The 24,711-nt window shown below is 61.9% G+C and carries 17 protein-coding genes and 1 tRNA gene; 6 read left to right on the plus strand and 12 right to left on the minus strand.

The window, feature by feature from the left end; all coding sequences use genetic code 11:
* Positions 1 to 100: 100 nt before the first annotated feature.
* The 4 genes from FKG95_RS12995 to pip form a co-directional block, all read right to left on the minus strand.
* Positions 101 to 177, minus strand: a tRNA-Arg gene (locus FKG95_RS12995).
* Positions 178 to 287: 110 nt separating this feature from the next.
* A complete protein-coding gene (locus tag FKG95_RS13000) occupies positions 288 to 836 on the minus strand; it encodes an acyloxyacyl hydrolase (RefSeq protein WP_218940184.1) in 549 nt (182 codons plus the stop codon).
* A 261-nt stretch (positions 837 to 1,097) separates the two neighbouring features.
* Positions 1,098 to 1,445: a VOC family protein gene (locus tag FKG95_RS13005; protein ID WP_142896813.1), complete on the minus strand. Its 348-nt coding sequence runs from the start codon at positions 1,443 to 1,445 to the stop codon at positions 1,098 to 1,100.
* A 25-nt stretch (positions 1,446 to 1,470) separates the two neighbouring features.
* The gene (pip, locus tag FKG95_RS13010; protein ID WP_142896814.1) at positions 1,471 to 2,415 is read right to left on the minus strand and encodes a prolyl aminopeptidase; all 945 of its coding nucleotides are present in this window, start codon (positions 2,413 to 2,415) and stop codon (positions 1,471 to 1,473) included.
* Between the two features lie 332 nt (positions 2,416 to 2,747).
* On the opposite strand from pip, the gene FKG95_RS13015 reads away from it, so the two are divergent.
* Together FKG95_RS13015 and FKG95_RS13020 are read left to right on the plus strand one after the other, a co-directional pair.
* Entirely contained in the window at positions 2,748 to 3,590 is an 843-nt protein-coding gene (locus tag FKG95_RS13015; protein ID WP_142896815.1) for a thermonuclease family protein, read from the plus strand.
* Positions 3,590 to 5,074, plus strand: coding sequence for a M48 family metalloprotease (locus FKG95_RS13020; RefSeq protein WP_142896816.1), 1,485 nt, complete (start codon positions 3,590 to 3,592; stop codon positions 5,072 to 5,074). The genes FKG95_RS13015 and FKG95_RS13020 overlap by 1 nt, the downstream gene beginning before the upstream one ends.
* 47 nt (positions 5,075 to 5,121) lie before the next feature.
* Here FKG95_RS13020 and FKG95_RS13025 read toward each other — a convergent pair whose 3' ends face one another.
* The 5 genes from FKG95_RS13025 to FKG95_RS13045 form a co-directional block, all read right to left on the minus strand.
* Positions 5,122 to 6,006, minus strand: a complete 885-nt coding sequence (locus tag FKG95_RS13025; RefSeq protein ID WP_142896817.1) for an RNA polymerase factor sigma-32 — start codon at positions 6,004 to 6,006, stop codon at positions 5,122 to 5,124.
* Positions 6,007 to 6,457: 451 nt separating this feature from the next.
* On the minus strand, positions 6,458 to 7,258 hold the full coding sequence (locus tag FKG95_RS13030) for a metallophosphoesterase family protein (RefSeq protein WP_142896818.1): 801 nt from the start codon (positions 7,256 to 7,258) through the stop codon (positions 6,458 to 6,460).
* A 181-nt stretch (positions 7,259 to 7,439) separates the two neighbouring features.
* Positions 7,440 to 7,937, minus strand: coding sequence for a CarD family transcriptional regulator (locus FKG95_RS13035; protein WP_142896819.1), 498 nt, complete (start codon positions 7,935 to 7,937; stop codon positions 7,440 to 7,442).
* 509 nt (positions 7,938 to 8,446) lie between these two features.
* Positions 8,447 to 8,788: a ferredoxin FdxA gene (gene fdxA / locus FKG95_RS13040; protein WP_142896820.1), complete on the minus strand. Its 342-nt coding sequence runs from the start codon at positions 8,786 to 8,788 to the stop codon at positions 8,447 to 8,449.
* Positions 8,789 to 8,951: 163 nt separating this feature from the next.
* Positions 8,952 to 9,458, minus strand: coding sequence for a tellurite resistance TerB family protein (locus FKG95_RS13045; protein WP_246116759.1), 507 nt, complete (start codon positions 9,456 to 9,458; stop codon positions 8,952 to 8,954).
* Between the two features lie 209 nt (positions 9,459 to 9,667).
* Here FKG95_RS13045 and FKG95_RS13050 point away from each other — a divergent pair, with 209 nt between their 5' ends.
* Positions 9,668 to 10,297, plus strand: a complete 630-nt coding sequence (locus FKG95_RS13050; RefSeq protein ID WP_142896821.1) for a DUF938 domain-containing protein — start codon at positions 9,668 to 9,670, stop codon at positions 10,295 to 10,297.
* Between the two features lie 28 nt (positions 10,298 to 10,325).
* On the opposite strand, the gene FKG95_RS13055 is transcribed toward FKG95_RS13050, so the two are convergent.
* The 3 genes from FKG95_RS13055 to FKG95_RS13065 all read right to left on the minus strand — a co-directional run bounded on the left by FKG95_RS13055 (position 10,326) and on the right by FKG95_RS13065 (position 14,947).
* Positions 10,326 to 10,748 carry an RNA-binding S4 domain-containing protein gene (locus FKG95_RS13055; protein WP_142896822.1) on the minus strand — a complete coding sequence of 141 codons (423 nt, stop codon included), beginning with the start codon at positions 10,746 to 10,748 and terminating at the stop codon, positions 10,326 to 10,328.
* 6 nt (positions 10,749 to 10,754) lie between these two features.
* Positions 10,755 to 14,033, minus strand: coding sequence for a helicase-related protein (locus FKG95_RS13060; RefSeq protein ID WP_142896823.1), 3,279 nt, complete (start codon positions 14,031 to 14,033; stop codon positions 10,755 to 10,757).
* 104 nt (positions 14,034 to 14,137) lie between these two features.
* Positions 14,138 to 14,947, minus strand: a complete 810-nt coding sequence (locus tag FKG95_RS13065; RefSeq protein WP_218940185.1) for a protein-L-isoaspartate(D-aspartate) O-methyltransferase — start codon at positions 14,945 to 14,947, stop codon at positions 14,138 to 14,140.
* Between the two features lie 227 nt (positions 14,948 to 15,174).
* Here FKG95_RS13065 and htpG point away from each other — a divergent pair, with 227 nt between their 5' ends.
* From htpG to FKG95_RS13080, 3 genes are all read left to right on the plus strand, one after another.
* Positions 15,175 to 17,049: a molecular chaperone HtpG gene (gene htpG / locus FKG95_RS13070; RefSeq protein ID WP_142896824.1), complete on the plus strand. Its 1,875-nt coding sequence runs from the start codon at positions 15,175 to 15,177 to the stop codon at positions 17,047 to 17,049.
* 609 nt (positions 17,050 to 17,658) lie between these two features.
* Positions 17,659 to 23,523: an integrin alpha gene (locus FKG95_RS13075; RefSeq protein WP_142896825.1), complete on the plus strand. Its 5,865-nt coding sequence runs from the start codon at positions 17,659 to 17,661 to the stop codon at positions 23,521 to 23,523.
* Positions 23,524 to 23,537: 14 nt separating this feature from the next.
* Positions 23,538 to 24,701, plus strand: coding sequence for a TIGR03032 family protein (locus FKG95_RS13080; RefSeq protein WP_142896826.1), 1,164 nt, complete (start codon positions 23,538 to 23,540; stop codon positions 24,699 to 24,701).
* Positions 24,702 to 24,711 lie beyond the last annotated feature (10 nt).

The following is a 24,711-nucleotide window of genomic DNA, read 5'->3' on the forward strand; positions in this document are numbered from 1 at the left end:
AGATTAAGCAAGAGGGCGACCATTTCTGGTGAAATGGTGCGGCTGTTCGAACAACGTTCGAACACTAGATTAAGCAAGAGGGCGACCATTTCTGGTGAAATGGTGCGCCCGGCAGGATTCGAACCTGCGACCCCAGGATTAGGAATCCTGTGCTCTATCCAACTGAGCTACGGGCGCTGAAAAGACCAACGGCGCCCGTTATACACAGGGCGCCGGGTTTTGCCTACCGGGATTCAGGTGCGACATACGCCAATGCAACCGCAGTCCCATCCCGGACGCCAGACTGCTCAGAAAAGCTTCTCGAGCGGCAGGTGGTAGTAGATGGTGGCTATCTCGGTGCCGGGATTCTCGTCGCCGATACCGGCGTTGGAGATGTGGCTGATAGCGAAGCCCAAGCGTGAGCGGTCTTCGAAACGGTAAGCCAGCTCGATCTGAGAGCGGAATTCGATCACGCTGTCCAGGTCCAGGCCGCTGCCCTCCTCGAAGGCGCCGACGCCAAAGTTCGGGGTCAGGACCACGTTCTTGCCGAAATAGATATCGACCAGGATCCCGGCGCCGCCCCAGATACCGCCCTCGCTGGTGACTTCGACGCCGGCCCAGGGCTTGAAGATCCAGAGCTTTTCGTCGTGCCGGTACTCCAGCCGGAAATCCGCCGCATCGTCGGCATCGTCGTCCTTGACGGCACGCAGGGCATCGAAATAGCCGACACCGAACGAGATCAGCGCGGAGTCGTCTTCCCCGGCATAGGCTTTGGATGCAAATTCAGTGGTGAATGAAATTGAAAGCGCCGTCGCAAAAAACGCGACGGCCGCAAAGAAACGGCGCCGAAAAGACACAGTAGACTCCCCCCAGTTTCCAACCCGACCCGGACCCCGGCTTGTCCCGACGAATCCGCGGTTAGGATTCGGCAGGAGAACCGACCGGTTAAATCCATAGAATTGAAGCACAAACGGCGCAACACCGGATTTGCTCCGAGCGATCCCGACCGAGCTTACAGCCCGGAAGGTGAATCACACGCTAAGATAACCGCATTCCGGAAAATTTGTAAACACTTGCAATGACTTGACGCTTCCCGCTGGATTTGTGCAGGTCGGTCGTCAATCAGATCCGGCAGCCGTTGGTCCCGAAATCCGGAAGGGATTGCCCTCCGGATCCTTGCCGCCGGTGACGGAAAGGTCATGAACCGGATGCGGTTTGATATCGCCGAGGCGCAGCCCCCGGGCGCGCAAGCTTTCACAGGTCTCTTCCAATGCCTCCTCGCTCGCGAAATCCAGACGGGGTTTGCGCTTGCCCCGGTGCAGGGCAATCCGGCAGGACCCGGCGTCGAATTCGATCCAGCCCTCGCGTTCTTCGCTGACTCGAAGCCCCAGCTTTTCGCGGTAAAAGGCGGCCTCTTTCTCCATATCGGAGACAAAAAGCACGATGCGCTGCAGATCAATGGCCATGGGGAAGCACTCTCCGGTCGCGGACTTAAGTCAGGGTCTTGAAACGCTCGGTCGCGGCGATCAGCGCTTTGCGGATGCCCGGCTCCATGGCCGAATGTCCGGCATCCGGGACCACGATGTAATCGGCCTCGGGCCAGGCCTGATGCAGTTCGTAGGCGGTGACGATGGGGCAGACCACATCGTAACGTCCCTGCACGATCACGGCGGGAATAGTCCGGATGCGGTCCAGATTGTCGAGCAATGCGTCCTTGGGCAGGAAGATCGAATTGACGAAATAGTGGGCCTCGATCCGGGCCAGGTTCAGTGCCATGGCGTCTTCCCCGAAGGGCGTCTGCTTGCCGGGGTTGGGCAGCAGGGTCGAGCAGCAGCCCTCGAAGGTGCTCCAGACCCGCGCGGCAGGCAAATGGACCGCCGGATCCGGATCGATCAGCCGCCGGTGATAATTCGCCAGCAGATCGCCGCGCTCCTCGGCAGGCAGAAAGTTCGAGAAGCGCGCCCACTCCTCGGGAAAGATCATCCGCATCCCGTTCAGGAACCACTCGATCTCTGAACGGCGGCCGAGAAAAATGCCGCGCAGGATAAGGCCGCGGACCGCCAGCGGGTGGGCTTGCGCATAGGCCAGGGCGAGGGTACTGCCCCAGGAACCACCAAAAACCACCCAGCGCTCGATCCCCAGTTCGGTCCGCAGGGCCTCGAGATCGGCGATCAGATGCTGCGTGCTGTTGTTCCTCAGTTCGCCCTGGGGCCGCGAGCGCCCGGCGCCGCGTTGATCGAAGACCACGATGCGGTAATCCGCGGGATCGAAAAAACGGCGGTGATCCGGGGCTGCCCCGGCCCCCGGCCCGCCGTGCAGAAACACCACCGGCGTGCCGTTCGGATTGCCGCAGGTCTCCCAGTAGAGCTCGTGCAGGTCATCCACCGCCAGATAGCCGCTCTCACGCACGGCGATGGAAGGAAAAAGTCCGCTCATCCGGCCCGGACTATCCGCTGTCGACATCATCTTCCCGTTCAAGCCTCTCTTCGCATGACGTTTGGTCGCGTGACGTTTGGCGCGCAAAGCGGCGCCCGTCCCTGTTCCTCAAGATCCCGGTGACCCGGCGCTTGAGTTACAAACATCTGATATAGGGCTTTTGGCGCAATTTCGCCCGGATTCAATCACGAAACCCTTTGCAGGGGTGAGGCGTTACTCTATCGCGTCGCCGCCCGCGGTCAAAGCCGGAGAGAGAGGAAGCGGCTGGCCGCCTATGATTTTTAGCCCCGGATTTTTGCCCCGTAACCGGATTCATGCTTTAAGCTGCCGCCATGTCGCCACCCGATCTGAAAGCTCCACGCAGTTGGGCCATTGTCCTCGGCCTTTGCCTTGCCCTGAAGGCAATGCCGGGTGCCGCGGTGGAGGCGACGGCAGCCGGATCGCCAGGCGGCGCAGAAGGGCTGCGCGGGCTTGAGACCGGCGGGACCGTCACCGTGGCAAAGGTCCTCGACGACGGCAGTTTGCGGCTGGACGACGGCAAAATTCTGCGCCTGGCAGGCATTCAGACACCGCCAACCCCGCCCTGGTACAAAAAACCGCCCCTCTGGCCGCCCGCCGCGAGGGCCAGGGACCTGCTCGGCGCACTGACGCAGGGACAGGAGCTGCGGCTGGCCTACGACAGACGGCGCAGCGACCGGCATGGGCGGCTTCTGGCCCATGTGACCGACGGCCAGGGCCGCTGGCTGCAGGGCGAACTGCTGCGCCGGGGCTGGGCGCGGGTGCAGGCTTTTCCCGATAACCGGGCGGTTCTGGGCGAGATGCTGACACTGGAGCGCGAAGCCCGGGAGGCGAAGCGCGGGCTCTGGGCGCATTCCGCCTATGCCGTGCGGCGCCACGACAATACTGAAAAAGACCTGGGCCAGTTCCATCTGGTGGAGGGGGAGGTCTTGGAGGTGGCGGTCGTCCGCGGACGGGCTTATCTTAACTTCGGCGAGGACTGGCGCAGCGATTTCACCCTGGTGATCGAGCGCGCCGAGCGCCGGCGTTTTGAAGCCGAGGGGCTCGATCCGGCGCTTTTTGAGGGACGCCGCGTGCGGGCGCGCGGCTGGTTGGAATTTCGTAACGGTGTGACGATTACTATCACGCACCCGGAACAGATTGAGGTACTCGACTGATGATCTTCTCCCGCCCGCGCGCTGGGTTTGCGCGCATTCTGACGGCCTCGGCGCTTCTCGCCTCTCTGGTCTTTCTGAGCGGCTGCGAAACCTCACCCGCGACCGGGGAGTCCTTCTTCACCGGCGGCCTGACCAAGGACAAGGAAGCCGCTCTGGGCGCCCAGGAGCATGAGAAGATCCTGCAGCAGTTCGGCGGCAGCTATGACGACCCGGAACTGGCGCAATACATCACCAGCCTGGGGAACCTGCTGGTCAAGACCTCTGAGACGCCCGACGACAAATTCACCTTCACGGTGCTCGATTCCCCGGTGGTCAACGCCTTTGCCCTGCCCGGCGGCTATGTTTACCTGACCCGGGGCCTGCTGGCCCTGGCCGACGACGAGGCGGAAATCGCCGGCGTCACGGCCCATGAGATCGGCCACGTGACCGCGCGTCACGCCTCACAGCGTTACGGCCGCGCGGTCGGAACGTCAATCCTGGCGGCGGGTGTCGGCATTCTTCTGGGCAGCCAGGAAGCGGCCGCGGCGGCCAATCAGGTCGGAGCTATGGCCCTGCAGAGCTACTCCCGCGATCAGGAATTCCAGGCCGACCTGCTGGGTGTCCGCTACCTCTCGCGCGGCGGTTTCGAGCCCGAGGGCATGGCCGACTTCCTCACCAAACTGCAGGCCGACAGCCGACTGAGCGCAAGGATCGCCGGCAATCCGGACGCCGCCGACGAATTCAACATCATGCAGACCCACCCGCGCACCGCCGACCGCATTCAACGCGCCATCGCCCAGGCCGGCGAACGGCCGGTCGCGAACCCCATCGTCGGACGGGATGTCTATCTCTCGAAAATCGACGGCATGACCTATGGCGACGGACCCAACCAGGGCTTCACCCGGGGCCGGGAATTCCTGCACCCGGAACTGCGCTTCGCCTTCGAGGTTCCGCTGAAATACCGGATCATCAACCGGCCCGACAGGGTCATCGCCCAGCATCCGGACAGCTCGATCATCGTTTTCCGTCAGGGCTCGAAGCCGGCCAATGTGTCCTTGAGCGAATACCTCACCCAGGGTTTTGGCGCGAAGCTTCCGCTGAAAAACGTTGAACAGATCGAGGTGAACGGCATGGACGCGGTCACCGCCCAGGCGCGGGTCAAAGGTCAGCAGGGCGAGCACGACTGGCGCTTGACCACGATTCAATACGACGAGAAGACGCTCTACAATTTCCTCTTCATCACCCGGCCCGAGGCGACCGGCGCCCAGGCTCTGGGCCTGAAGCGGACAACCTACAGCTTCCGGAAACTCAGCGCGGAGGAAGCGGGGCAACTGAAGCCGAAGCGCCTGCGGATTTATACGGTGCGCGCGGGGGATACGGCGGAGAAGCTCGCCGAGCGCTTCCCCTTCGAGGATTTCAAGCTGGCGCGCTTCGCGACCCTGAACGGACTGGACCCGAAGCAGCCGCTCAAGGCGGGTCAGAAAGTCAAGATCATCGTGCAGTAGGTTTGTGTGTATACGGCTCCGGCCCGCGCCGTTTCTTTACACTGAACCTACACCTCGGCGATCAGATCGTCGCTGGTCTCGACCCGGCGCAGCATGGCGCTCTTTAGCTTCGAGAGCGCGCGGCCTTCGAGCTGACGGACCCGTTCCTTGCTGACCCCGAGCTCCCGCCCCAATTCTTCAAGGGTGGCGCTCTCTTCGGTCAGACGCCGGGCCTTTACGATGCGCTGCTCACGCAGGGGCAGTTCGGACAGGGCCTCGGTGATCCAGCGGCTGCGGGTCTCGCCGTCTTTGTAGGAGATAATCAGATCTTCCGGGTTCGGGCGTTCGTCGACCAGGAAATCCTGCCACTCGCTTTCGCCGTCTTCGCCGATCACGTGATTGAGCGAATGGTCCATGCCGGAGAGGCGTTGCTCCATGGATTCGACTTCGTGCAGGCCGACCGAGAGCTCCGTCGCCACCTGGTTGCGGCCTTTGTCGTCGAAACTGGCACCGCTCTCGTCCTCGATCCGGGCCCGCAGACGGCGGAAATTGAAAAAGAGGGTCTTCTGCGCGGCTGTGGTACCGGTCCGCACGATCGACCAGTTGCGCAGCACGAAGTCCTGGATCGCCGAACGGATCCACCAGCTGGCGTAGGTCGAGAAGCGGATCTCGCGATCCGGGTCGAAGCGGGCCGCCGCCTGCATCAGGCCGACAGAGCCCTCCTGGACCAGATCGCTGATCGGCAGGCCGTAGTGCCGGTAGCGCGTGGCGGTGGAGACCACGAGACGGGTGTAGGAACGGATGAGTTCGTGAAGGGCGGCTTCATCCTTGTTATCGCGCCAGGCGCGCGCAAGATCAAATTCGTGATCCCGGGCCAGCAGCGGTTCGGACATGGATTTTCGGATGAAACGTGTCTGCGCCCGATGCGTTTCCGCGTTTTCGAATCTCGCCATAGCCGCTGTACCCCTCGTTTTTTCGAACGCCTCACTCTATGCACATGAAATTGTACGCAAGTGGGACGCCGATGGATCACCGGAGCAGACCAAGTTTAGAGTGAATCGCCGAAGGCGACCTGTCGACCCTGTGAATCTGCTCTGCTCACACGCATTAGGACGGACGCAGATGTCGTGACGAAACCGCTTCGTGGTCCCGTCGAAACAGGATCCGGCCTGGAACCGAAATCAGCGCAAATAACGACTTATGGGAGTATAAGAACACAGAGTTCGCCTCTGTGCGAACTTTTTTGTGTTAACGGCCCGCGGTGCCATCAACACCAACGGCGATTCGCAAGCCCGCTTCGCCGGGACTTAGGACCTATCGCCTAACACATTGCAATTTAAGGTAGTCTATGATTTTCACCCAAGCGGTGAGGTGCGATCGGGGCGCATAGCCGAAGAAACCGAACTACGCTTCGAGCGTCTCGATCACATCGCCTTCGGGAGTCAGGCAGGCAGCCATCAGCGGACCGCCGAAACCGCAGCCGGCATCCAGCGTGACCGTATAGTCGCCGGTTTCCAGGCCGGGATGGGCCGGGTCGTACCCGCGGACAATGCGCTGGAAGTCGCCGTAGGGTTCCTTCAGGCGGGCAAAGGCGGCGGAACTCCACCAGAAACTGTCTTTCTGGGTCTCGAGCGGACGGGTCGGATCCAGGCCGGTGTGCACGAAGAGGACCCGGCGGTCGGAGGTATAGGCCGCGCGCCGGATTTCATTCATGATCTGGTAGTGGCCGGGATTGTCCTGGATTGCGCTGCGCAGCCGGCCGGTCCAGCGGGTCAGCTGCAGGGGGCCGGACGCCGCTTCGCGCAGGCCTTCCTTGGCACTGGACCCGTAAGCTTCGAGCGTCGCGCCCACGCCCTGGTCCAACATCCACGAAAGCACGCCGCGCGGATCGCTGGCGAACTGGAGCTGCAGCAGCTTTTGCCACATTTCCTCCTGGCCGCCGCGCAGGAAGGCGATGTCTTCGGGGAAATTCTGATGCAGCGCGAGAAAACCACGCCGGAATTCGATGATGTGATCAAGGGTTTGGCGGATGTTCTCGCCCCGGCCGATCACGTTGCCGAGATAAACCACCCGGTCGCCGCGCCGCAGACGTCCCTCGAGCTGAGCATGCAGGCGGTCGAGGCGATCAGCCTCGCCGTGAACCGAAGAAATCGTCCAGATTCTCCGCGCCGCGCGTAATACCGCAAATTTCTGCCGATCGCGCATGATGGCGGCAGATGGCCTCCTCAACCACACTTCAGGGGCAAGCAACCGATAAAGGACGGGCCTATCACAGTTAAAGCCGCACCAACGAGCCAAAATAAACGAGTCAAATAGGTCCCTGGAGAGTCAACCTCGGGACACCCCCGATTCGATCCCCCCGCGAACTGTTGTTACTCGTACAGGCTCAGGCCGCCGTGAGCAACTCTTCCAGCTTCTGCGTTGCGGCTTCTTCATCGATTTTCTCGACTGCTGCCAGCTCGCGGGCCAGACGGTCCAGAGCGGCCTGGTACATCTGGCGCTCGCTGTAGGACTGATCGGGCTGATCGGCGCTGCGGTGCAGGTCGCGCACGACCTCGGCAATCGAGACCGGATCGCCGGAATTGATCTTGGCTTCGTATTCCTGTGCCCGGCGGCTCCACATCGTGCGTTTGGCACGGCTGCGGCCCTTGAGCGTGGTCAGGGCGGAATCCATCATTTTACGGCTGGAGAGCTTCCGCAGGCCCGATTCGTGAGCCTTATTGACCGGAACGCGGAGCGTCATGCGGTCTTTTTCGAATTTGATGATGATCAGTTCGAGGGTAACGTCAGAGATTTCCTGGGTTTCAACACCCACAACCCGGCCAACACCGTGGGTCGGGTAAACCACGTAATCGCCGGTCCCGAATTCACTCGATTTCGCCATTTCGTGTTCTCGTGCTCCGTCTGTTTCCCGCCCTTGCACTACCTGGGCAACTGCATCCCAACCAGAATTCCATGGCCGGGCGTGCGTGCGGATGTGCGGCGCTGAACGGCAGGACAGGCAGACGCTGTCTCACGCCGTGTTCTTCACATATAAAAGACAACCCCGCACAAACCGGAGCTTAAACGCACCGGGTGTCGAGGCTGGTTCGTTACAGATGCGGTCAAAAGCAAACTGTAGCAAATTCTTTATACTATATTTTAGCCGTCAAAACAACTATTGCGCCGCAACATAGACCGGCCATTTCTGCATTCCTGCTATGCCGGATGCTGCCGATCAGCATCCGAACACACCAGAATAGCGAAACGTTTTTGGACGACGATCATTCTTGATTGAAACGCATAAGAGCGTGAATCCGCCTCTAACCTGCCGGGCAAGAGACTGATTCATGTTTTTCCCTGATTTGTAGAAAAACGGTCAGGCTCCGGAAATCACCCGCAGCAGATCAACAATCACCCGTCAGTATTACCGGGCGCGGCGCTGAAGAACTTCTCGAACTTACCGCTTTGGTCCTTGAATTCATCGGCGTCGGCCGGCGCGTCTCCCTTGCGGGTAATATTCGGCCAGGTTTCACTGTATTCGCGGTTCAGCTCCAGCCACTTTTCGGCTTCGGTATCACTGTCGGGCAGGATGGCTTCGGGCGGGCATTCGGGCTCGCAGACACCGCAGTCGATGCACTCGTCAGGATGAATGACCAACATGTTTTCGCCCTCGTAGAAGCAGTCCACCGGACAGACTTCGACGCAGTCCATGTATTTGCACCTGATGCAGGATTCGGTCACGATGTAGGTCATCTTCTATCTCCTCGCCAACGGCACTTTGGGGTCCACAATCCCGGCGCCGTCTCCTTCTCCACGTAAGTTGTTCCCTGAACGGCCGGCCCCCTGCCCTGCGGCAGAGCTCCGGGTTCATCTCAATTCGGCGTGCCACGGGCCGGGCATGCCACGGGTCAGCACATCACTGGTCCGCTTGCCCCAAGCGGGCCAGCGCAGCCTGGCGCGCCTGCCCGCTGTCGTAGTCAGAAACATGCAGCAGGCCGGCAAGCCGGCGCATCAGGCTGGCTTCGAAATCGTGCAGCTCACCATCCGCATAGGCCACCTGCCAGAGCATCTCGACCAGTTCGACGCGCTGTTCGTTGTCAAATGAATCGGCAATGATCCGTGTGAAACCGAAGAGCTGGCTCGACTCGGTCACCTGCGCCTTTGCTTCCTCCACCAGGGCGCTGACTTCGCCGGCTGAAAGCTCGAAACGCGCGGTCAGGAGGCGTTCGATGGTTGCCCGCTCGGAATCGTCGAAGCTCTCATCCATCATCGCGGCCTCGACCAGCAAAGCGGCCGCCGCGACCTGAAGCGAATCCTGACCCTGGTCGGCTTTCAGGCCGCTTTCGTCCTTGCCCAGCAACAGGGCCTTCAATTTCTCGATCACCGGCTCTTTTGCCCTCTGATCTTCAAGCGCGTGCGTCACGGGAGCCGTCGCCGCGCGGAGATTGCCGAGAAATCGGCTCTGCGTTCTCTTCACCAGAAAACCGCGAAACCTGTCTCTCTTTCATAGAGTTAGAAGCGATCCACAGCAAAAAACGGTGCAATAAAGAAGGATCGTGATCTAGTTGAGCGCTGTGCGTATCATGCGCGACCTCGTCGTTGCAACCCTTGGCAAAGTAGGGCTTATCAAACGTGACCCAAAGTGATCAGGAACCCGACGCCCGGCGTTTCTCGCCGGCAATACAACGCAATCGCGAACCGCTGTTGGATGTACTCGCGAAGGTGCTGCCGCAAGAAGGGAGACTCCTGGAGATCGCCAGCGGGAGCGGCGAGCATGCGGTCTGGTTCGCCCCCCGCTTCCCGGATCTGACCTGGCAGACCAGCGATCTCAATCCGGAGCTGCGGCAATCCATCGCATCCCACATCGCCCATGCGGACTTGAGCCTGCCGGCGCCCCTGGACATCGACGTGACGCGCCGGGATTGGGGGACGGAGGACGCGCCGCTCAGCAAACTGGACGCTATCTTTTGCGCCAACATGATCCATATCGCCCCCTGGGCCGCGACGCTCGGGCTGCTGGACGGCGCGGCACGCTATCTCAAGACCGGCGGGAAACTCTGCCTTTATGGTCCCTACAAACGAGGCGGCACCCATACGGCGCCCTCAAACGCCGCCTTCGACCAGTCCCTGCGGGCTCAGAACCCGGAGTGGGGTGTTCGCGATCTGGAAGTTGTCACGGAGGAAGCCGGCACACGGGGGCTCGCAGCCGCTGACATTATAGAGATGCCGAGCAATAATCTGACCGTGATCTTTCAGCGCTGAGGCTCGCTTACGTCGCAAAGACACAAACCTAACTGTCTTTGAGCCGGTCCGTGAGGCGGCGTTCACGCTTCGTCGGGCGGCCGCTTCCCGGGTCACGGGAAGCAACCCCGGCCTCCGCCTCGGCGGTCTTTTTCGGAGCAGCGCTGGGCGGTGCCAGATCTTCATAAAGCAGGACCGCTTCGCGCGCCGGACCGCGCCGGGTGCCCAGAGCGACAATCTTGATCACGCGGATATGCTCGCGCAGAGGAAAGGTCAGGACGTCGTCGACCCGCACCATGTGGCTGGCTTTGCCCACCAGGTTCCCCGCGATCCGCACCCGTCCGGTCCCGCAGTACTGACTGGCCAGACTGCGTGATTTGAAAAACCGTGCGAACCAGAGCCATTTGTCGATCCGCAGGGTTTCAGGTTCGCCAGCCGCCGTTCCGCCCTTCTCGTCCTGCGTCCCGGCCATCGCGGCCTACTTGCTGAAGGACATGTTGCGCAGCACGGCAAAGGGAGAATCTGGGTCCATACGGTCTGCGGGTTTCGAGCGCCGGGTGTTGCCCGCAGTCTTGTGGCCGGACTTCGCCTGACCGGATTTGGTCTGACCGGAGTTAGACTGAGCCGACTTTTTGTGAGCGGCGTTCTGGTTGCCCGATTTCTGGCTGTCGAATTTTTGGGTTCTTGACCTTCCACCTCTATTTCTACGCGACGCTTTTGCGTCCCCGCTGCCGGTCCCGTCCGCGCCCATGGCCGCCGCCGCGACTTCTCCCGCAGGGGCCGGGGACTCGCTTCTTGGCTTCCCTCTTCCGCGACGTTTGCCGTCAGGCCGTGCGTCAGACTTGCCTTCCGACCTCCCGTCCGGCCTCCCGTCTGGCCCGCCCGCATTGCGGGTCTCGGTTTTTCTCGATTTCCGGACAAAGGCCAGAGCCCCATCCTCGGAACGGCTGCGCTGAAAGCGGATCGCGGGCAGTAGAATTTCCAGCAGGGCGTCGCCGCACTTCCCGCGCGACCGCAAACCCTGTGTCAGCGCGAACGCACCTTCCTTTGCCAGCTTGTGCGCTTCGTTGGAAACCCGCTCCAGAGCATCAGCCTTGATCAGAACAGCATCACCGGAACGATTGGCAAAGCGGCGGTAGCCGATGGCCTGAAAAAACCGGCCGGAGCGTTTGTCGCTGCGCGCCAGCATGCCGTCGTGCGGCAAGCCGAAGTCAGGTTCCTTGCGAACCGCCGGCGCCGATTTGGATGGCTGCGCGGCTTCCTTCTCGGCGGTTTGATCGGCAGCGGCTTCCGCTGCAATCGCTTCGCCGGAAGCCGGAGCTTCGCCGGCAGCAGCAGCGTCGTCTCCGGCAGCATCTGAAGCCGGGTCTGCTGAAATCGGGACCGCTTCAACCGGGTCTGCTAAAATCGGGTCTGCACTGCTGTCAGCGGCGGCATCCGCCGGCATCTCCGCAGCTGACTCTTGAGCGACTTCGAGCGCGGAGTCTGCAGGCGTTTCGGATGCTGCAAGAGCTTCAGAAGTTGCCTCGGGTTCAGAAACTTCTTCGGGTTCTGAATTTGCCCGAGTCCCGGCCTCAGGTTCGGACCCTGAATCACCCTGGGGGGCGGCGTCTGCCTGAGGCGCAGGCGCCTCGTAGCCCGGCCCCGCAAGGTCGGCAACGGGAAGACCTGCGAAGGTCGCCCAGAGAACCGAGCGCAATCCCGCCGTTTTCGGATTGAGAAGCGCCGGCATGAAGATGCTCTCCCGCCCGATCCGCACCCCCAACTCCGCGAGCACCTTGCGGTCCGCCTTGGAAAGCGCGGAGATCTGCCGGGCAACCGCATGGCGGGGAATAAGGCCCAGGGCTTCGATCATCTGATAGGCGACGCCACGGGCCGATCCGCTCAGTTCAGGCGCATTCAGACCGAAGAGCGGCTTGAGCTGTGCCCGCAGATGGCGGTTCAGCCAGGCGACAAGACGCTGCCGCAGACGCTCGCGGCCGGGACCGTCCAGGTAATCGCTCGCCGCGATTTCGACAGAGGGGGCCAGAACCGTCTCGCCAGCCGTGATACGGCCGACCTCGGCTCCGCGCCAGGTCAGCTTGCCTTCGCGGTCCAGCAGGAAGCTGCCGTCATTATCCTGTTCGAACTTCACGATCCGCTGCGGGATCTCGCCCGCCAGAACGTCGCGCACGGCCGCGAGCGACGCACGCGCGTGGTCGGGCGACACCGCCGCGTCCAGATCGAACCGGAATCCGCGCAAACGGCCGAGAGACTCTCCCTCGATCATAACTTCACCGCTGGCGACGATCGTTGCCAATGGCTCTACTCCCTCATTACGGCGTGCCAGAACCATGGCGCGCTTGTCGACAAAACGTTGTGTAAGGCGTTCATGCAGAGCATCGGACAGCCGGTCTTCGATCGCCCGTGCCTTCTGCTGCCAGCCTGCGGCGTCTTCCAGCCAGTCGCCGCGGTGCGAAATATAGGTCCAGGTTCGAATATCCGCAATTCTGGAAACCAGGGAATCGATATCGCCGTCGATCCGGTCGATCCGCGCAATCTGGGCGGCGACCCAATCGTCCGGCAGACGGGCCCCGTCGGCAGCAAGATATTTGAAGATCCTGCCCAGCAGGCGGCTGTGATGATCCGAGAGGATCTTGCGGAAATCGGGCACCTGGCACACGTCCCACAGCAGGCGCATGGCCGCCGGGTTGGTCGCGAGCTCGAGCACTTCCTTATCCTGACTGAGCGAGATCAGAGCGGCCAGATCCTCTGAGTCCCGGACCCGCAGCATTTCAGGCAAGGGCGGGCGCTGCTGCAGGCTTTTCTGCAGCGCCTTCGGACTGCTCATGTCCAGTTCGCGGTTGCGCCAGACCACATGGCGCAGCATTTCGAAATCGTGGGTCTCGACCACCTCGATCAATTCGGACGGCAGGGGCCCGGCGTCCGCGGTCGTGCCGAAGGTGCCGTCGTTCATATGCCGTCCGGCGCGCCCGGCAATCTGTCCGATCTCCGCGGCGGTCAACTGCCGCGGAATACGCCCGTCGAACTTGCGCAGCCGGGCGAAGGCGACATGATCCAGGTTCAGATTGAGACCCATGCCGATCGCATCGGTCGCCACCAGATAGTCGACCTCGCCTGCCTCGAACATACCTACCTGGGCATTGCGGGTCCGCGGACTCAGAGCGCCCAAGACCACTGCGGTTCCCCCGCGCTGGCGGCGCAGCAGCTCGGCCATGGCATAGACGTCGGTCGCCGAGAAGGTCACCACTGCCGAGCGCGGCGGCAGACGGGTGATCTTCTTCTCGCCCGCATAGCTGAGCTTGGAAAAACGAGGCCGTTGCTCAAAGACGGCATCCGGCACCAGCTTTTTCATCAGCGGGCGCATGGTCTCCGCGCCCAGAAACATGGTCTCGTTGCGGCCGCGGGCGTGCAGCAGGCGGTCGGTGAAGATGTGTCCGCGCTCGGCATCGGCGCAGAGCTGGATCTCGTCGATGGCCAGGAAGTCGACGTCCCGGTCGACCGGCATGGATTCCACCGTGCACATGAAGTAGGTGGCCCCCGGCGGGACGATCTTTTCCTCGCCGGTCACCAGCGCGACCCGGGAGGCGCCCTTGATCTTGACGACACGGTCGTAGTTTTCGCGCGCGAGCAGGCGCAGGGGAAAGCCGATCATCCCGGAGTGATGCCCAAGCATGCGTTCGATGGCGAGATAGGTCTTGCCGGTGTTGGTCGGACCGAGAACGGCGACGACCCGGCTGTCGGAAGGGTCAAACATGGTCAGAAGATCGTTCGCGCCGAGGTGGGATGCAAGGGCGATATATGGAGCCCAGGAGATTTAAGCGGAGATTTAAGCGGAGACTTACTCGGATTCAGCCGGATTCAGTCTTCCGGTTTGCCTTCGACAAGTGGAACAAAAGCCACGGGCAGCAGACGCTCCGTGCTGCAGGCCCCGTCGCTGTCTTTGGTGATCAGACAAAGATCCGTGTCAGGCTCCACGAAGAGACGGCGGCGGAAGGGAAGGATCCCGGCGAGGCTGGGCGCCTTGTCTGTGGTCTTTTCTCCGGTCTTCTCTTTGGCCTTTTCTGCGTCAACACCGCCACCAGCGTCCTCGCCGATCACCTGAGGCACGACCATGCGGCCGCCCGGGGCCAGCTGTTTCAGGAGCTCGGCCACGACATGGGCGTTGGTGGTGGCCGTGACGACGATGCTGTCGTAAGGCGCATGCTCGGGCCAGCCCAGGGCGCCGTCACCTGCCCGAATATGAACCGCCTCGCCGTAACCCAGTCCGTTCAGACGCTCCCGGGCGGTTTCCGCCAGCCGGGCAATCCGCTCGAGCGAATAAACCTCGGCACCCAGTTCAGCCAGTACCGCCGACTGATAGCCGCAACCGGTGCCGATCTCCAGGACCTTGTCTCCCGGCTTCACGGCGGCGAGATCGCTCATGATCGCGACAATGAAAGGTTGGGATATAGTCTGGCCGTGCCCGATGCGCTGGGGACGGTTTTCGTAAGCCAGATGCTGGCTCTCCGGCGGCAGGAAGCAATGGCGCGGCACCTTTTCCAAAGCCGCGACCACCTCCGGTGAGAGCGCCGCACGCCCCAAATGACCGGCGGTCGCGCTCACATCTGCCGCAACTTCCCGCAACATGGCGCGGCGTTCCTCAATCCGGTCTTCGCGGGACTCTTGCACGCCTGAGCTCTCCTTCTCTTGCGGGACCGGGGCGGAACGGGGCACTTCGCAGCCCTTGCAACGACAGCGCCATTGCGACATATGAAGTCAATAGGTCCAGGTTCTGAGTTTCTCGGCATTGAATTTCAGAACTCGGACACTAAACAATTGAATCGCACCGGGCACAACAGCCGGTCGCTAAGAAGCAAAACGAAGACAGACCGTACAACACCAGTGGAATAGAGTTTATGTCGGAAGAGAAGCTAAGCTTTCAGGCCGAAGTCTCGCGGCTTTTGGACATCGTCGCGCACTCCCTTTACTCGAATAAGGAGATCTTTCTCAGGGAGCTGATCTCGAATGCCTCGGACGCTTGCGACCGCCTGCGCTACGCCGCGCTGACGCAGCCCGAGCTGACCGCCGACGATCCGGACTTCAAAATCGACCTGACCCTCGACACGGACGCGAAGACCCTGACCATCGCCGACAACGGCATCGGGATGAACCGGGAAGACCTGGTCGAGAACCTGGGCACCATCGCACGTTCGGGAACCGCCGCCTTCATGGACCAACTCGACAGCAAACAGGACGGCACCAATCTGATCGGCCAGTTCGGCGTCGGCTTCTACTCCTCCTACATGGTCGCCGACAAAGTCTCGGTTATCAGCCGGAGAGCCGGCGAAGACCAGGCCTGGTCCTGGGTCTCGGACGGCCGCGGTGAGTTTACGATCGGCGAAGCCGAGGACGCTCCGAAACGCGGCACCCGCATCACCCTGCACCTGCGCGAGGATCAGGCGGAGTTCGCAGACCCCATGCGTCTGCGGACGATCGTGAAAACCTATTCCGACCATATCCCGATCCCCATCTCCCTGCGCGAAGGCGACAAGGAGCCCGAGAGCCTGAACACGGCCTCGGCGATCTGGACGCGCCCGAAGTCCGAGATCACCGACGCGCAGTACACCGAGTTCTACCACCACGTCGCCCACGCCTTCGACGAACCCTGGGAGCGCATGCACTTCAAGGCGGAAGGCATGATCGAGTACACCGGCCTGCTGTTCATTCCGGCCAGCAAGCCCTTCGACCTCTTCCACCCGGACCGAAAACACGGCGTGAAGCTTTACGTGCGACGGGTCTTCATCACCGACGACTGCGCGGAGCTGATCCCGCCCTATCTGCGCTTCCTGCGCGGCGTGATCGACACCGAAGACCTGCCGCTGAACATCAGCCGCGAGATGCTGCAGCACAACCCGCTGCTGACCAAGATCCGCAACGGCGTCGCCAAGCGCGTGGTCTCGGAGCTGACCAAGAAGGCGGAGAAAGACCCGGAGGCTTTCGAAAAGTTCTGGAACGACTTCGGCGCGGTCCTGAAGGAAGGCATCTACGAGGACGACGGCCAGCGGGCAGCGTTGCTCAAGCTGGCACGCTTCCGCTCGACCACCGCAGAAGGCATGACCACCCTCGCCGACTATGTCAGCCGGATGAAGGAAGGCCAGGACGCGATCTACTACATCAGCGGTGCGGACGGCGAGAACATCAAGCGCAGCCCGCAGCTCGAAGGCTTTGCCGCCAAGGGCGTGGAGGTTCTGCTCTTCAGCGACCCGGTCGACGAATTCTGGATCACCTCGATCCCGGACTTCGAAGGCAAGGCTTTCAAGTCGGTCACCCGCGGCGGGGCCGATCTGGGCAAGATCGGCGGCGCAGAGAAAGACGAAAAAGAGGGCGAGGAAGAGACCGGCAGCGGCGATACCAACGTCGATTCTCTGATCGCCTTCGTGAAACTGACCCTCAAGGAACAGGTCAAGGATGTGCGCGCGTCCGAACGCCTGACCGAAAGCGCGGTCTGCCTGGTGGCCGACGAAGGTGACATCGACATCAATCTCGAGCGGATCCTGAAACAGCACAACCAGCTGGACAGCAGCGCGCAGCGGGTGCTCGAAATCAACCCGAAGCACAGCCTGGTCAAGGCGCTGGCCAAGCGGATCGGACAGGAGGGCGCCGGGGACGAACTGCAGGACGCCGCCGGTCTGCTGCTGGACCAGGCCCGCATCCTGGAAGGCGAGACCCTGCCCGATCCGGTCGCCTTCGCGCGCCGTCTCTCCGGACTGGTCGAAAAAGGCCTGGCATAAGTCGAGACGGTTTTGGCCCCGAGGGACCGGGTCGATCCAGATCCATTCCGGCCAGATCCATTTCGGCCAGACCCTTTCGAGGGGAAACAGCGCGCGCGTTGAGTTCGAATAACGCAGGCGGCAACGCGCCTGACCGTTATCAGCGCCCTCATGCCCGATGCAAGCCTGATGGAGAGTGCCATCGGCGGATCCCGGAACAGCGAAGCCTGCTGATGCTTCCAGATCCATTGGCCCGCTGGGCTTGCGCTCCCGATTCGCGCCGCTGAGTTTTCCCACACCAAACTCTGCGTGACGCAGGGATTTCGGTTGCGCAGGGGTTGTATTTACGATGATCGCTACGGGCACGGAATCTGCAGGAGAGGACGTAACCTGGAGTTGACGGCCTCTTCTTTGTCCTCCGAAATACCGCGGCCACCCTCGGATTCGCGCAGCGAAACAACAATTATTAATGGTTGTTGTAAAAAATTTATAACTCGCAATACGATATATCTGGATTGACAGTCTTCAGCTAACTCGGTTAAACCAATAAAAACAACTACCTTAAGTGGTTAACATCGCAAAGACGGTGCACGGCCCTCGTTATTCCCTGGTTCTACTCGGAGTTTTGCTGTGACTTCCTCCACTGTCATCGATCTCAGTGGCCTAAGTGCTACTGAGGGTTTTATGATCCAAGGCGACAGCGCAGCCGACCTGGCCGGCACAAGCGTTTCTTCCGCGGGCGACATCAACGGTGACGGCTTCGATGATGTTTTCATCGGTGCGCTGCTGGGTGACGACGGCGGGAACGGCGCGGGCGAGGGCTACGTGGTCTTCGGCAAGGCATCAGGGTTCGGCACCATCGATCTGAGCAACCTGGCGCCGGCCGATGGTTTTGTCATTCAGGGCGCCGAGACAGGCGACTGGGCCGGACAGAGCGTATCCTCCGCGGGCGATGTCAACGGCGACGGTTTCGATGACGTCATCATCGGCGCCGCCGGAGGCGCCAACAAAGGCGACTTCCCGGGCAACGCCCATGTCATTTTCGGCAAGGCCTCCGGGTTCGGCACGATCGACCTGGCCAACCTGTCGGCGACGGACGGCTTTACGATCAGCGGTGACGCTATCGGCGATCGGCTCGGCTCCGCCGTCTCCTCGGCGGGAGACGTGAACGGCGACGGCTTCGACGATATCATCATCGGTGCGCAGGGTGGTGATGATGGTGGGGCCGATGCCGGTGAAGCCTACGTGATCTTCGGCACGGCGGATGGCGTTGGAGACATCGATCTTTCAAGTCTGGCCCCCGAAGATGGCTTTATCATCCAGGGCGACGCCGCAGGTGACGCCGCCGGCAGAAGTGTCTCGAGCGCCGGCGACGTGAACGGCGACGGTTTCGACGATCTGATCGTTGGCGCGGTGTCCGGCGATGACGGCGGCTACAATGCGGGCGAAGCCTATGTGGTTTTCGGCAAGGCCTCGGGTTTCGGCACCATCGATCTGACCGGTCTCGCGCCGGCGGATGGTTTCGTTATCCAGGGCGATGTTGCGGGTGACCTGGTCGGCCAGAGCGTTTCTGCCGCAGGCGACGTCAATGGCGATGGCTTCGACGATCTGATCGTTGGTGCCTACAGCGGAGACGACGGCGGGCTGGGCGCAGGCGAAGCCTATGTGGTCTTCGGCAAGGCATCCGGTTTCGGGAGCGTCGATCTCTCGAGCCTCGTCCCGGCGGACGGCTTCATCATCCAGGGTGACGCCGCCGGCGATAGCGCCGGACAGAGTGTTTCCGGCGCAGGCGACGTGAATGGCGATGGCTACGATGATCTCATCGTCGGGGCGGCCTACGGTGATGATGGCGATTACAATGCCGGCGAAGCCTACGTGATCTTCGGCAAGGCCAGTGGCTTCGGGACCATCGACCTCACGAATCTGGCGCCCGCGGATGGTTTCAGCATTCAGGGCGACGAAGTCTTCGGCCGGGCGGGTCAAAGCGTGTCGGCCGCAGGTGATGTCAACGGCGACGGTTACGAAGACCTGTTTGTCGGCGCTCCCGGGAGCGGGAGCGGCGGGCCTTCCGCCGGTGCCGGCTACGTGATCTTCGGCGGGGCCTTCGGCGGCGATGGAACTTCGGTCAACACCACAGGCACGGCAGGTGCGGATATCCTGATCGGCGGACTGGGCGATGACAGCCTGACCGGCGGCGGTGGCGCGGATGTGATCCGCGCCGGGGCCGGCGACGATCTGCTGACCATCAGCGATACCGGCTTCGGGCGGATCGACGGCGGCACGGGTTTCGACAGCCTGGTGCTCGACGGCGCGAACCTGAATCTCGATCTGACTCAGATCCTGCCCGCCGAAATCGACAGCATCGAGACCATCGACCTGACCGGCAGCGGCGACAACAGCCTGAGCCTTAATCAGCTCAACGTTTTCGACATCACCGAGGAGCGCAGCAGCGGCACCGCGGTCCTGCGGGTGACGGGCAACACAGGCGACAGCGTGTCCTTCGACGAAATCGGCTGGGTCAACGCGGGCAGCATCACCGAAGGCGCCGACACCTTCGACCGCTATGTCCTGGGCAACGCGGAGGTCCGGATCGAACAGGGCGTAACGGTGGACTTCCCTGCGCTCATCGATCTGACCGGCCTGCCTGCGGACCAGGGCTTTATCATTCAGGGTGATGCAGTTGGCGATTTTGCCGGCTTCGACGTCTCATCTGCAGGTGACATCAACGGCGACGGCTTCGATGATGTTATCGTCGGCGCGCTGCTCGGCGACGACGGCGATGTCAGTGCCGGGGAAGGTTACGTGGTCTTCGGCAAGGCCTCGGGTTTCGGAACAATCGACCTCTCGAACCTTACCTCGACAGATGGCTTCATTATCCAGGGCGCGGACCGGGGAGACTGGGCCGGACAGAGTGTGTCCTCGGCCGGCGATGTGAACGGCGACGGTTTCAACGATGTGATCATCGGCGCCGCAGGCGGCGCTGATAAAGGCGACTTCCCGGGCAACGCCCATGTGATCTTCGGCAAAGCATCAGGCTTTGGAACCATCGACCTGGCGAACCCCTTGGGGGCGGACGGTTTCACGATCCAGGGCGATGCCATCGGCGATTTTCTTGGCACGAGAGTTTCGGATGCCGGAGACATTAACGGCGACGGCTTCGACGATATCATCGTTGGCGCGCGCAGGGGCGATGACGGCGGCTACAACGCCGGCGAGGCCTACGTGCTCTTTGGCAAGGGATCCGGCTTCGGCACCGTCGATCTTTCCAATCTCGCCCCCGCAGACGGCTTTATCATTCAAGGCGCATCTCCCAATGATAACGCCAGCTACAGCCTCTCCAAGGCCGGCGACATTAATGGCGATGGCTTCGACGACATGATCATCGGTGCCACAGCCTCAACCGGCGCTACCGTCATCTTCGGCAAGGCTTCCGGTTTCGGCACCATCGACCTGGCAAACGTCGCTCCGGCGGACGGCTTTGCTTTCCAAAGCAGTCTGACGGGTGACATTGTCTCGACGGCGGGGGACGTTAACGGCGACGGTTTCGACGATCTCATTCTGGCCGATCCAAGGAACGACGATGGAGGCGTTAACGCAGGAAGCGCCTACGTGGTTTTTGGTAAGGCCTCCGGTCTCGGAAGTCTTGATGCGAACAATCTGACCTCTGCGGATGGTTTTTTCATCCAAGGAGACACGGATGGGGATAGTGCCGGACGAAAGCTGGCCACGGCCGGGGACATCAACGGAGATGGTTTCGACGATCTGATTATCGGCGCACCTTACGGTGACGATGGCGGGATCAATGCCGGCGAGGCCTACGTGATCTTCGGCAAGGCCTCGGGCTTCGGGACCATCGACCTCTCCAACCTGGCGCCCGCGGATGGTTTCATCATTCAGGGCGATGAGGCCGGAGACCGGGCGGGCAGCAGTGTCTCGACAGCGGGCGATATCAACGGCGACGGTTACGACGATCTCATTGTCGGCGCGCCGCGTGGCGACGATGGCGGGCCTTCCGCTGGTGAAGCCTATGTGATTTTCGGCGGGGCCTTCGGCGGCGATGGAACTTCGGTCAACACCACGGGGACGGCAGGTGCGGATATCCTGATCGGCGGACTGGGCGATGACAGCCTGACCGGCGGTGGTGGTGCGGATGTGATCCGCGCCGGGGCCGGCGACGATCTGCTGACCGTCAGCGACACCGGTTTCGGACGGATCGACGGCGGCACGGGTTTCGACAGCCTGGTGCTCGACGGCGCGAACCTGGATCTTGATCTGACTCAGATCCTGCCCGCCGAAATTAACAGCATCGAGACCATCGACCTGACCGGCAGCGGCGACAACAGCCTGAGCCTCAATCAGCTCAACGTTTTCGACATCACCGAGGAGCGCAGCGGCGGCACCGCGGTCCTGCGGGTGACGGGTAACGCGGGCGACAGTGTATCTTTCGATGAGATCGGCTGGGTCAATGCGGGCAGCATCACCGAGGGTGCTGATACCTTCGATCGTTACGTACTTGGCAATGCCGAGGTGCGGGTCGAACAGGGCGTAACGGTCGACTTCCCCTCACTGATCGACCTGACCGGCCTGCCTGCGGAGCAGGGCTTCATCATCCAGGGCGATGCGAACAGCGACGCGGCGGGCCGCAGTGTCTCAAATGCCGGCGATGTGAATGGTGACGGCTTTGACGACGTCATTGTGGGCGCATTCCTTGGCAATGACGGAGGCGTCGGCGCCGGCGAGGGTTACGTGGTCTTCGGTAAAGCGTCAGGTTTCGGCACCGTCGATCTCTCAAATCTGGCCCCATCGGACGGCTTCATCATCCAGGGCGCGGACCGGGGCGACGGGGCCGGACAGGCGGTTTCCTCGGCAGGCGATATGAATGGTGACGGCTTCGATGACATCATCATCGGCGCCGCGGGCGGTGCCAACAAAGGCGATTTCCCCGGCAACGCCCATGTGATCTTCGGCAAGGCCTCCGGTTTCGGCACCATCGACCTGGCGAGCCCCTTAGGGTCGGATGGTTTCACGATCCAGGGCGATGCCATCGGCGACTTCCTCGGCACAAGCGTTTCAGACGCCGGTGATATTAATGGCGATGGCTTCGACGATATCATCGTCGGCGCGCGCCGCGGCGATGACGGCGGATATAATGCCGGTGAGGCCTATGTCCTCTTCGGCAAGGGATCGGGCTTCGGGACTGTTGACCTCTCCAACTTCGCCCCTGCAGACGGCTTTATCATTCAGGGCGCAGCTCCCGATGATAACTTCAGCATCAGCATCTCAAAGGCCGGAGACCTGAATGGCGATGGTTTCGATGATATGATCGTCGGCGCCACGGCTTCGACCGAAGCCGCAGTGATCTATGGTAAAGCCTCCGGGTTCGGCAACATCGATCTCGCGAATCTTGCCCCCGCGGACGGCTTTCTGTTTCAGAGCAGTGCAGCGGGCAGAACTGTCTCGACTGCCGGAGATGTCAACGGGGATGGTTTCGACGATCTGATTCTCTCTGATGGAACGACCACCGCGGGCGGGGCCTCCGTGGTTTTCGGCAAGGCGTCCGGTCTTGAGAACGTTGATCTTACCAACCTGGCCCCGGCGGACGGGTTCTCCATCCAAGGCGACATGCCCTGGGACGGCGCCGGCGGCAGCGTGGCGACGGCAGGCGACATTAACGGCGATGGCTTTGACGATCTGATCATCGGCGCGGCCTACGGCGACGATGGCGGCGACGGTGCCGGGGAGGCCTACGTGGTTTTCGGCAAGTCCTCGGGGTTCGGGACCATCGACCTCTCCAACCTTGCACCAGCCGATGGTTTCATCATTCAGGGCGATGAGGCCGGGGACCGGGCGGGCACCAGCGTCTCGACAGCGGGCGATGTCAACGGCGACGGTTACGACGATCTGATCCTTGGAGCGCCGCGTGGCGACGATGGCGGGCCTTCCGCCGGTGAAGCCTATGTGATCTTCGGCGGGGCCTTCGGTGGCGATGGAACTTCGGTCAACACCACAGGCACGGCAGGTGCGGACATCCTGATCGGCGGACTGGGCGATGACAGCCTGACCGGCGGCGGTGGCGCGGATGTGATCCGCGCCGGGGCCGGCGACGATCTGCTGACCATCAGCGATACCGGCTTCGGGCGGATCGACGGCGGGAACGGATTGGACACGCTGGTCATGGATGGCGCCAATATCGATCTGGACTTCACCCTGATCGACAGTTCCTCCAGAGTCACCGGTATCGAGGCTATCGACTTAACCGGTAGCGGCGACAACAGCACGGCGCTTGGTATCCAGGATCTGCTGCAACTTTCCGACGAAACCAGCGACCTGCTGGTCTTTGGCGACAGCGGCGACGCGGTCACATTGAGCGGTGACTTCTTGGCGGTCGGCAGTGAAGTGGTCGACGGCACGAGCTACGATGTCTATGCCTCCGACAGCACCGAGGCGCGGCTGCTGGCCGAGAGCGATGTCACAATCATTCTGGATACGGTCTGAGGGCACGCAACGAGATGGATGCTATCGAGACAGAAGACCCGGCAACGGCCCCCAACACCCTGACTGCCGAACCCACAACCGGTCAAAACCAGACCGGTCAAAACCAGATTGGCCGCAGCCCAAGCGGCGCTGACCCGGTTGCCAAGGTCGCCTTGACACCGTCACGCCAGTTTCCCAACTGGCTGGCGGAGCAGCGATGCAGCCTCTCCTTCACCACTTATCAAGCCGGAAAGCTCTTCCTGATCGGACTGCAGCCGGACGGCCGACTGTCGATTTTCGAACGCAGTTTCAATCGCTGCATGGGCCTCTGCAGCGACGAGAACGGCCTCTGGATGAGTACGCTTTACCAGCTCTGGCGCTTTCAGAATGTCACGGAGCCCGGTCAATCAGCGCAAGGTTACGACCGCCTCTACCTGCCGCAGGTCGCCTACACGACAGGTGATCTCGATATCCATGATGTTGCGGTGGACGGCAATGGGCGGGTGATTTTCGTCAACACGCTGTTCGGCTGTCTGGCGACCGTCAGTCCGGAGCGGAGTTTCATTCCGCTTTGGCAACCGCCATTCTTGAGCAAACTCGCCGCCGAGGACCGCTGTCACCTGAACGGCCTCGCCATGGAAGACGGCCGGCCCCGTTTCGTAACGGCGGTCAGTCAGTCGGACGTGGCCGACGGTTGGCGCGACAAGCGCGCGGATGGCGGCTGCGTTATCGATGTGCCGAGTGGCGAAGTCGTGACAACCGGCCTCTCGATGCCCCACTCTCCCCGTCTCCATAACAGGCGTCTGTGGCTCCTGGACTCCGGCACGGGTTACTTCGGCTTCGTCGATCCGCAAGACGGCCGTTTCGAGCGCGTTGCTTTCTGCCCGGGTTATCTGCGCGGATTGACCTTTAGTGGCGACTTTGCCGTGGTGGGACTCTCCAGGCCACGAGGAAACCAGACCTTCGGCGGCCTGGCCTTGGACGAAAATCTGTCAAAGGCGGGTAGCGACGCGCGCTGCGGACTGATGGTCATCGATCTAAAAAGCGGTGACATCGTGCATTGGCTGCGGATCGAAGGAGTCGTCGAAGAACTCTACGATGTTGTCACTCTACCCGGCGCAACCCGACCCATGGCTCTTGGTTTCAGAACGGACGAAATCCGCAGGGTCATCAGCGTCGGCGAACCGGGCGCTTTGTAAGCAGCAACCG

This window comes from Denitrobaculum tricleocarpae (assembly GCF_007004665.1).
GTDB classification, from domain to species: domain Bacteria; phylum Pseudomonadota; class Alphaproteobacteria; order Kiloniellales; family Kiloniellaceae; genus Denitrobaculum; species Denitrobaculum tricleocarpae.

Excerpts from the sequence above, each read along its gene's own strand:
- FKG95_RS13005 (WP_142896813.1), bottom strand. The coding sequence starts at position 1,445 with ATGGCCATTGATCTGCAGCGCATCGTGCTTTTTGTCTCCGATATGGAG.
- pip (WP_142896814.1), bottom strand. The coding sequence starts at position 2,415 with ATGAGCGGACTTTTTCCTTCCATCGCCGTGCGTGAGAGCGGCTATCTG.
- FKG95_RS13015 (WP_142896815.1), top strand. The coding sequence starts at position 2,748 with ATGTCGCCACCCGATCTGAAAGCTCCACGCAGTTGGGCCATTGTCCTC.
- FKG95_RS13020 (WP_142896816.1), top strand. The coding sequence starts at position 3,590 with ATGATCTTCTCCCGCCCGCGCGCTGGGTTTGCGCGCATTCTGACGGCC.
- FKG95_RS13025 (WP_142896817.1), bottom strand. The coding sequence starts at position 6,006 with ATGGCGAGATTCGAAAACGCGGAAACGCATCGGGCGCAGACACGTTTC.
- FKG95_RS13030 (WP_142896818.1), bottom strand. The coding sequence starts at position 7,258 with ATGCGCGATCGGCAGAAATTTGCGGTATTACGCGCGGCGCGGAGAATC.
- FKG95_RS13035 (WP_142896819.1), bottom strand. The coding sequence starts at position 7,937 with ATGGCGAAATCGAGTGAATTCGGGACCGGCGATTACGTGGTTTACCCG.
- fdxA (WP_142896820.1), bottom strand. The coding sequence starts at position 8,788 with ATGACCTACATCGTGACCGAATCCTGCATCAGGTGCAAATACATGGAC.
- FKG95_RS13055 (WP_142896822.1), bottom strand. The coding sequence starts at position 10,748 with ATGGCCGGGACGCAGGACGAGAAGGGCGGAACGGCGGCTGGCGAACCT.
- FKG95_RS13060 (WP_142896823.1), bottom strand. The coding sequence starts at position 14,033 with ATGTTTGACCCTTCCGACAGCCGGGTCGTCGCCGTTCTCGGTCCGACC.
- htpG (WP_142896824.1), top strand. The coding sequence starts at position 15,175 with ATGTCGGAAGAGAAGCTAAGCTTTCAGGCCGAAGTCTCGCGGCTTTTG.
- FKG95_RS13080 (WP_142896826.1), top strand. The coding sequence starts at position 23,538 with ATGGATGCTATCGAGACAGAAGACCCGGCAACGGCCCCCAACACCCTG.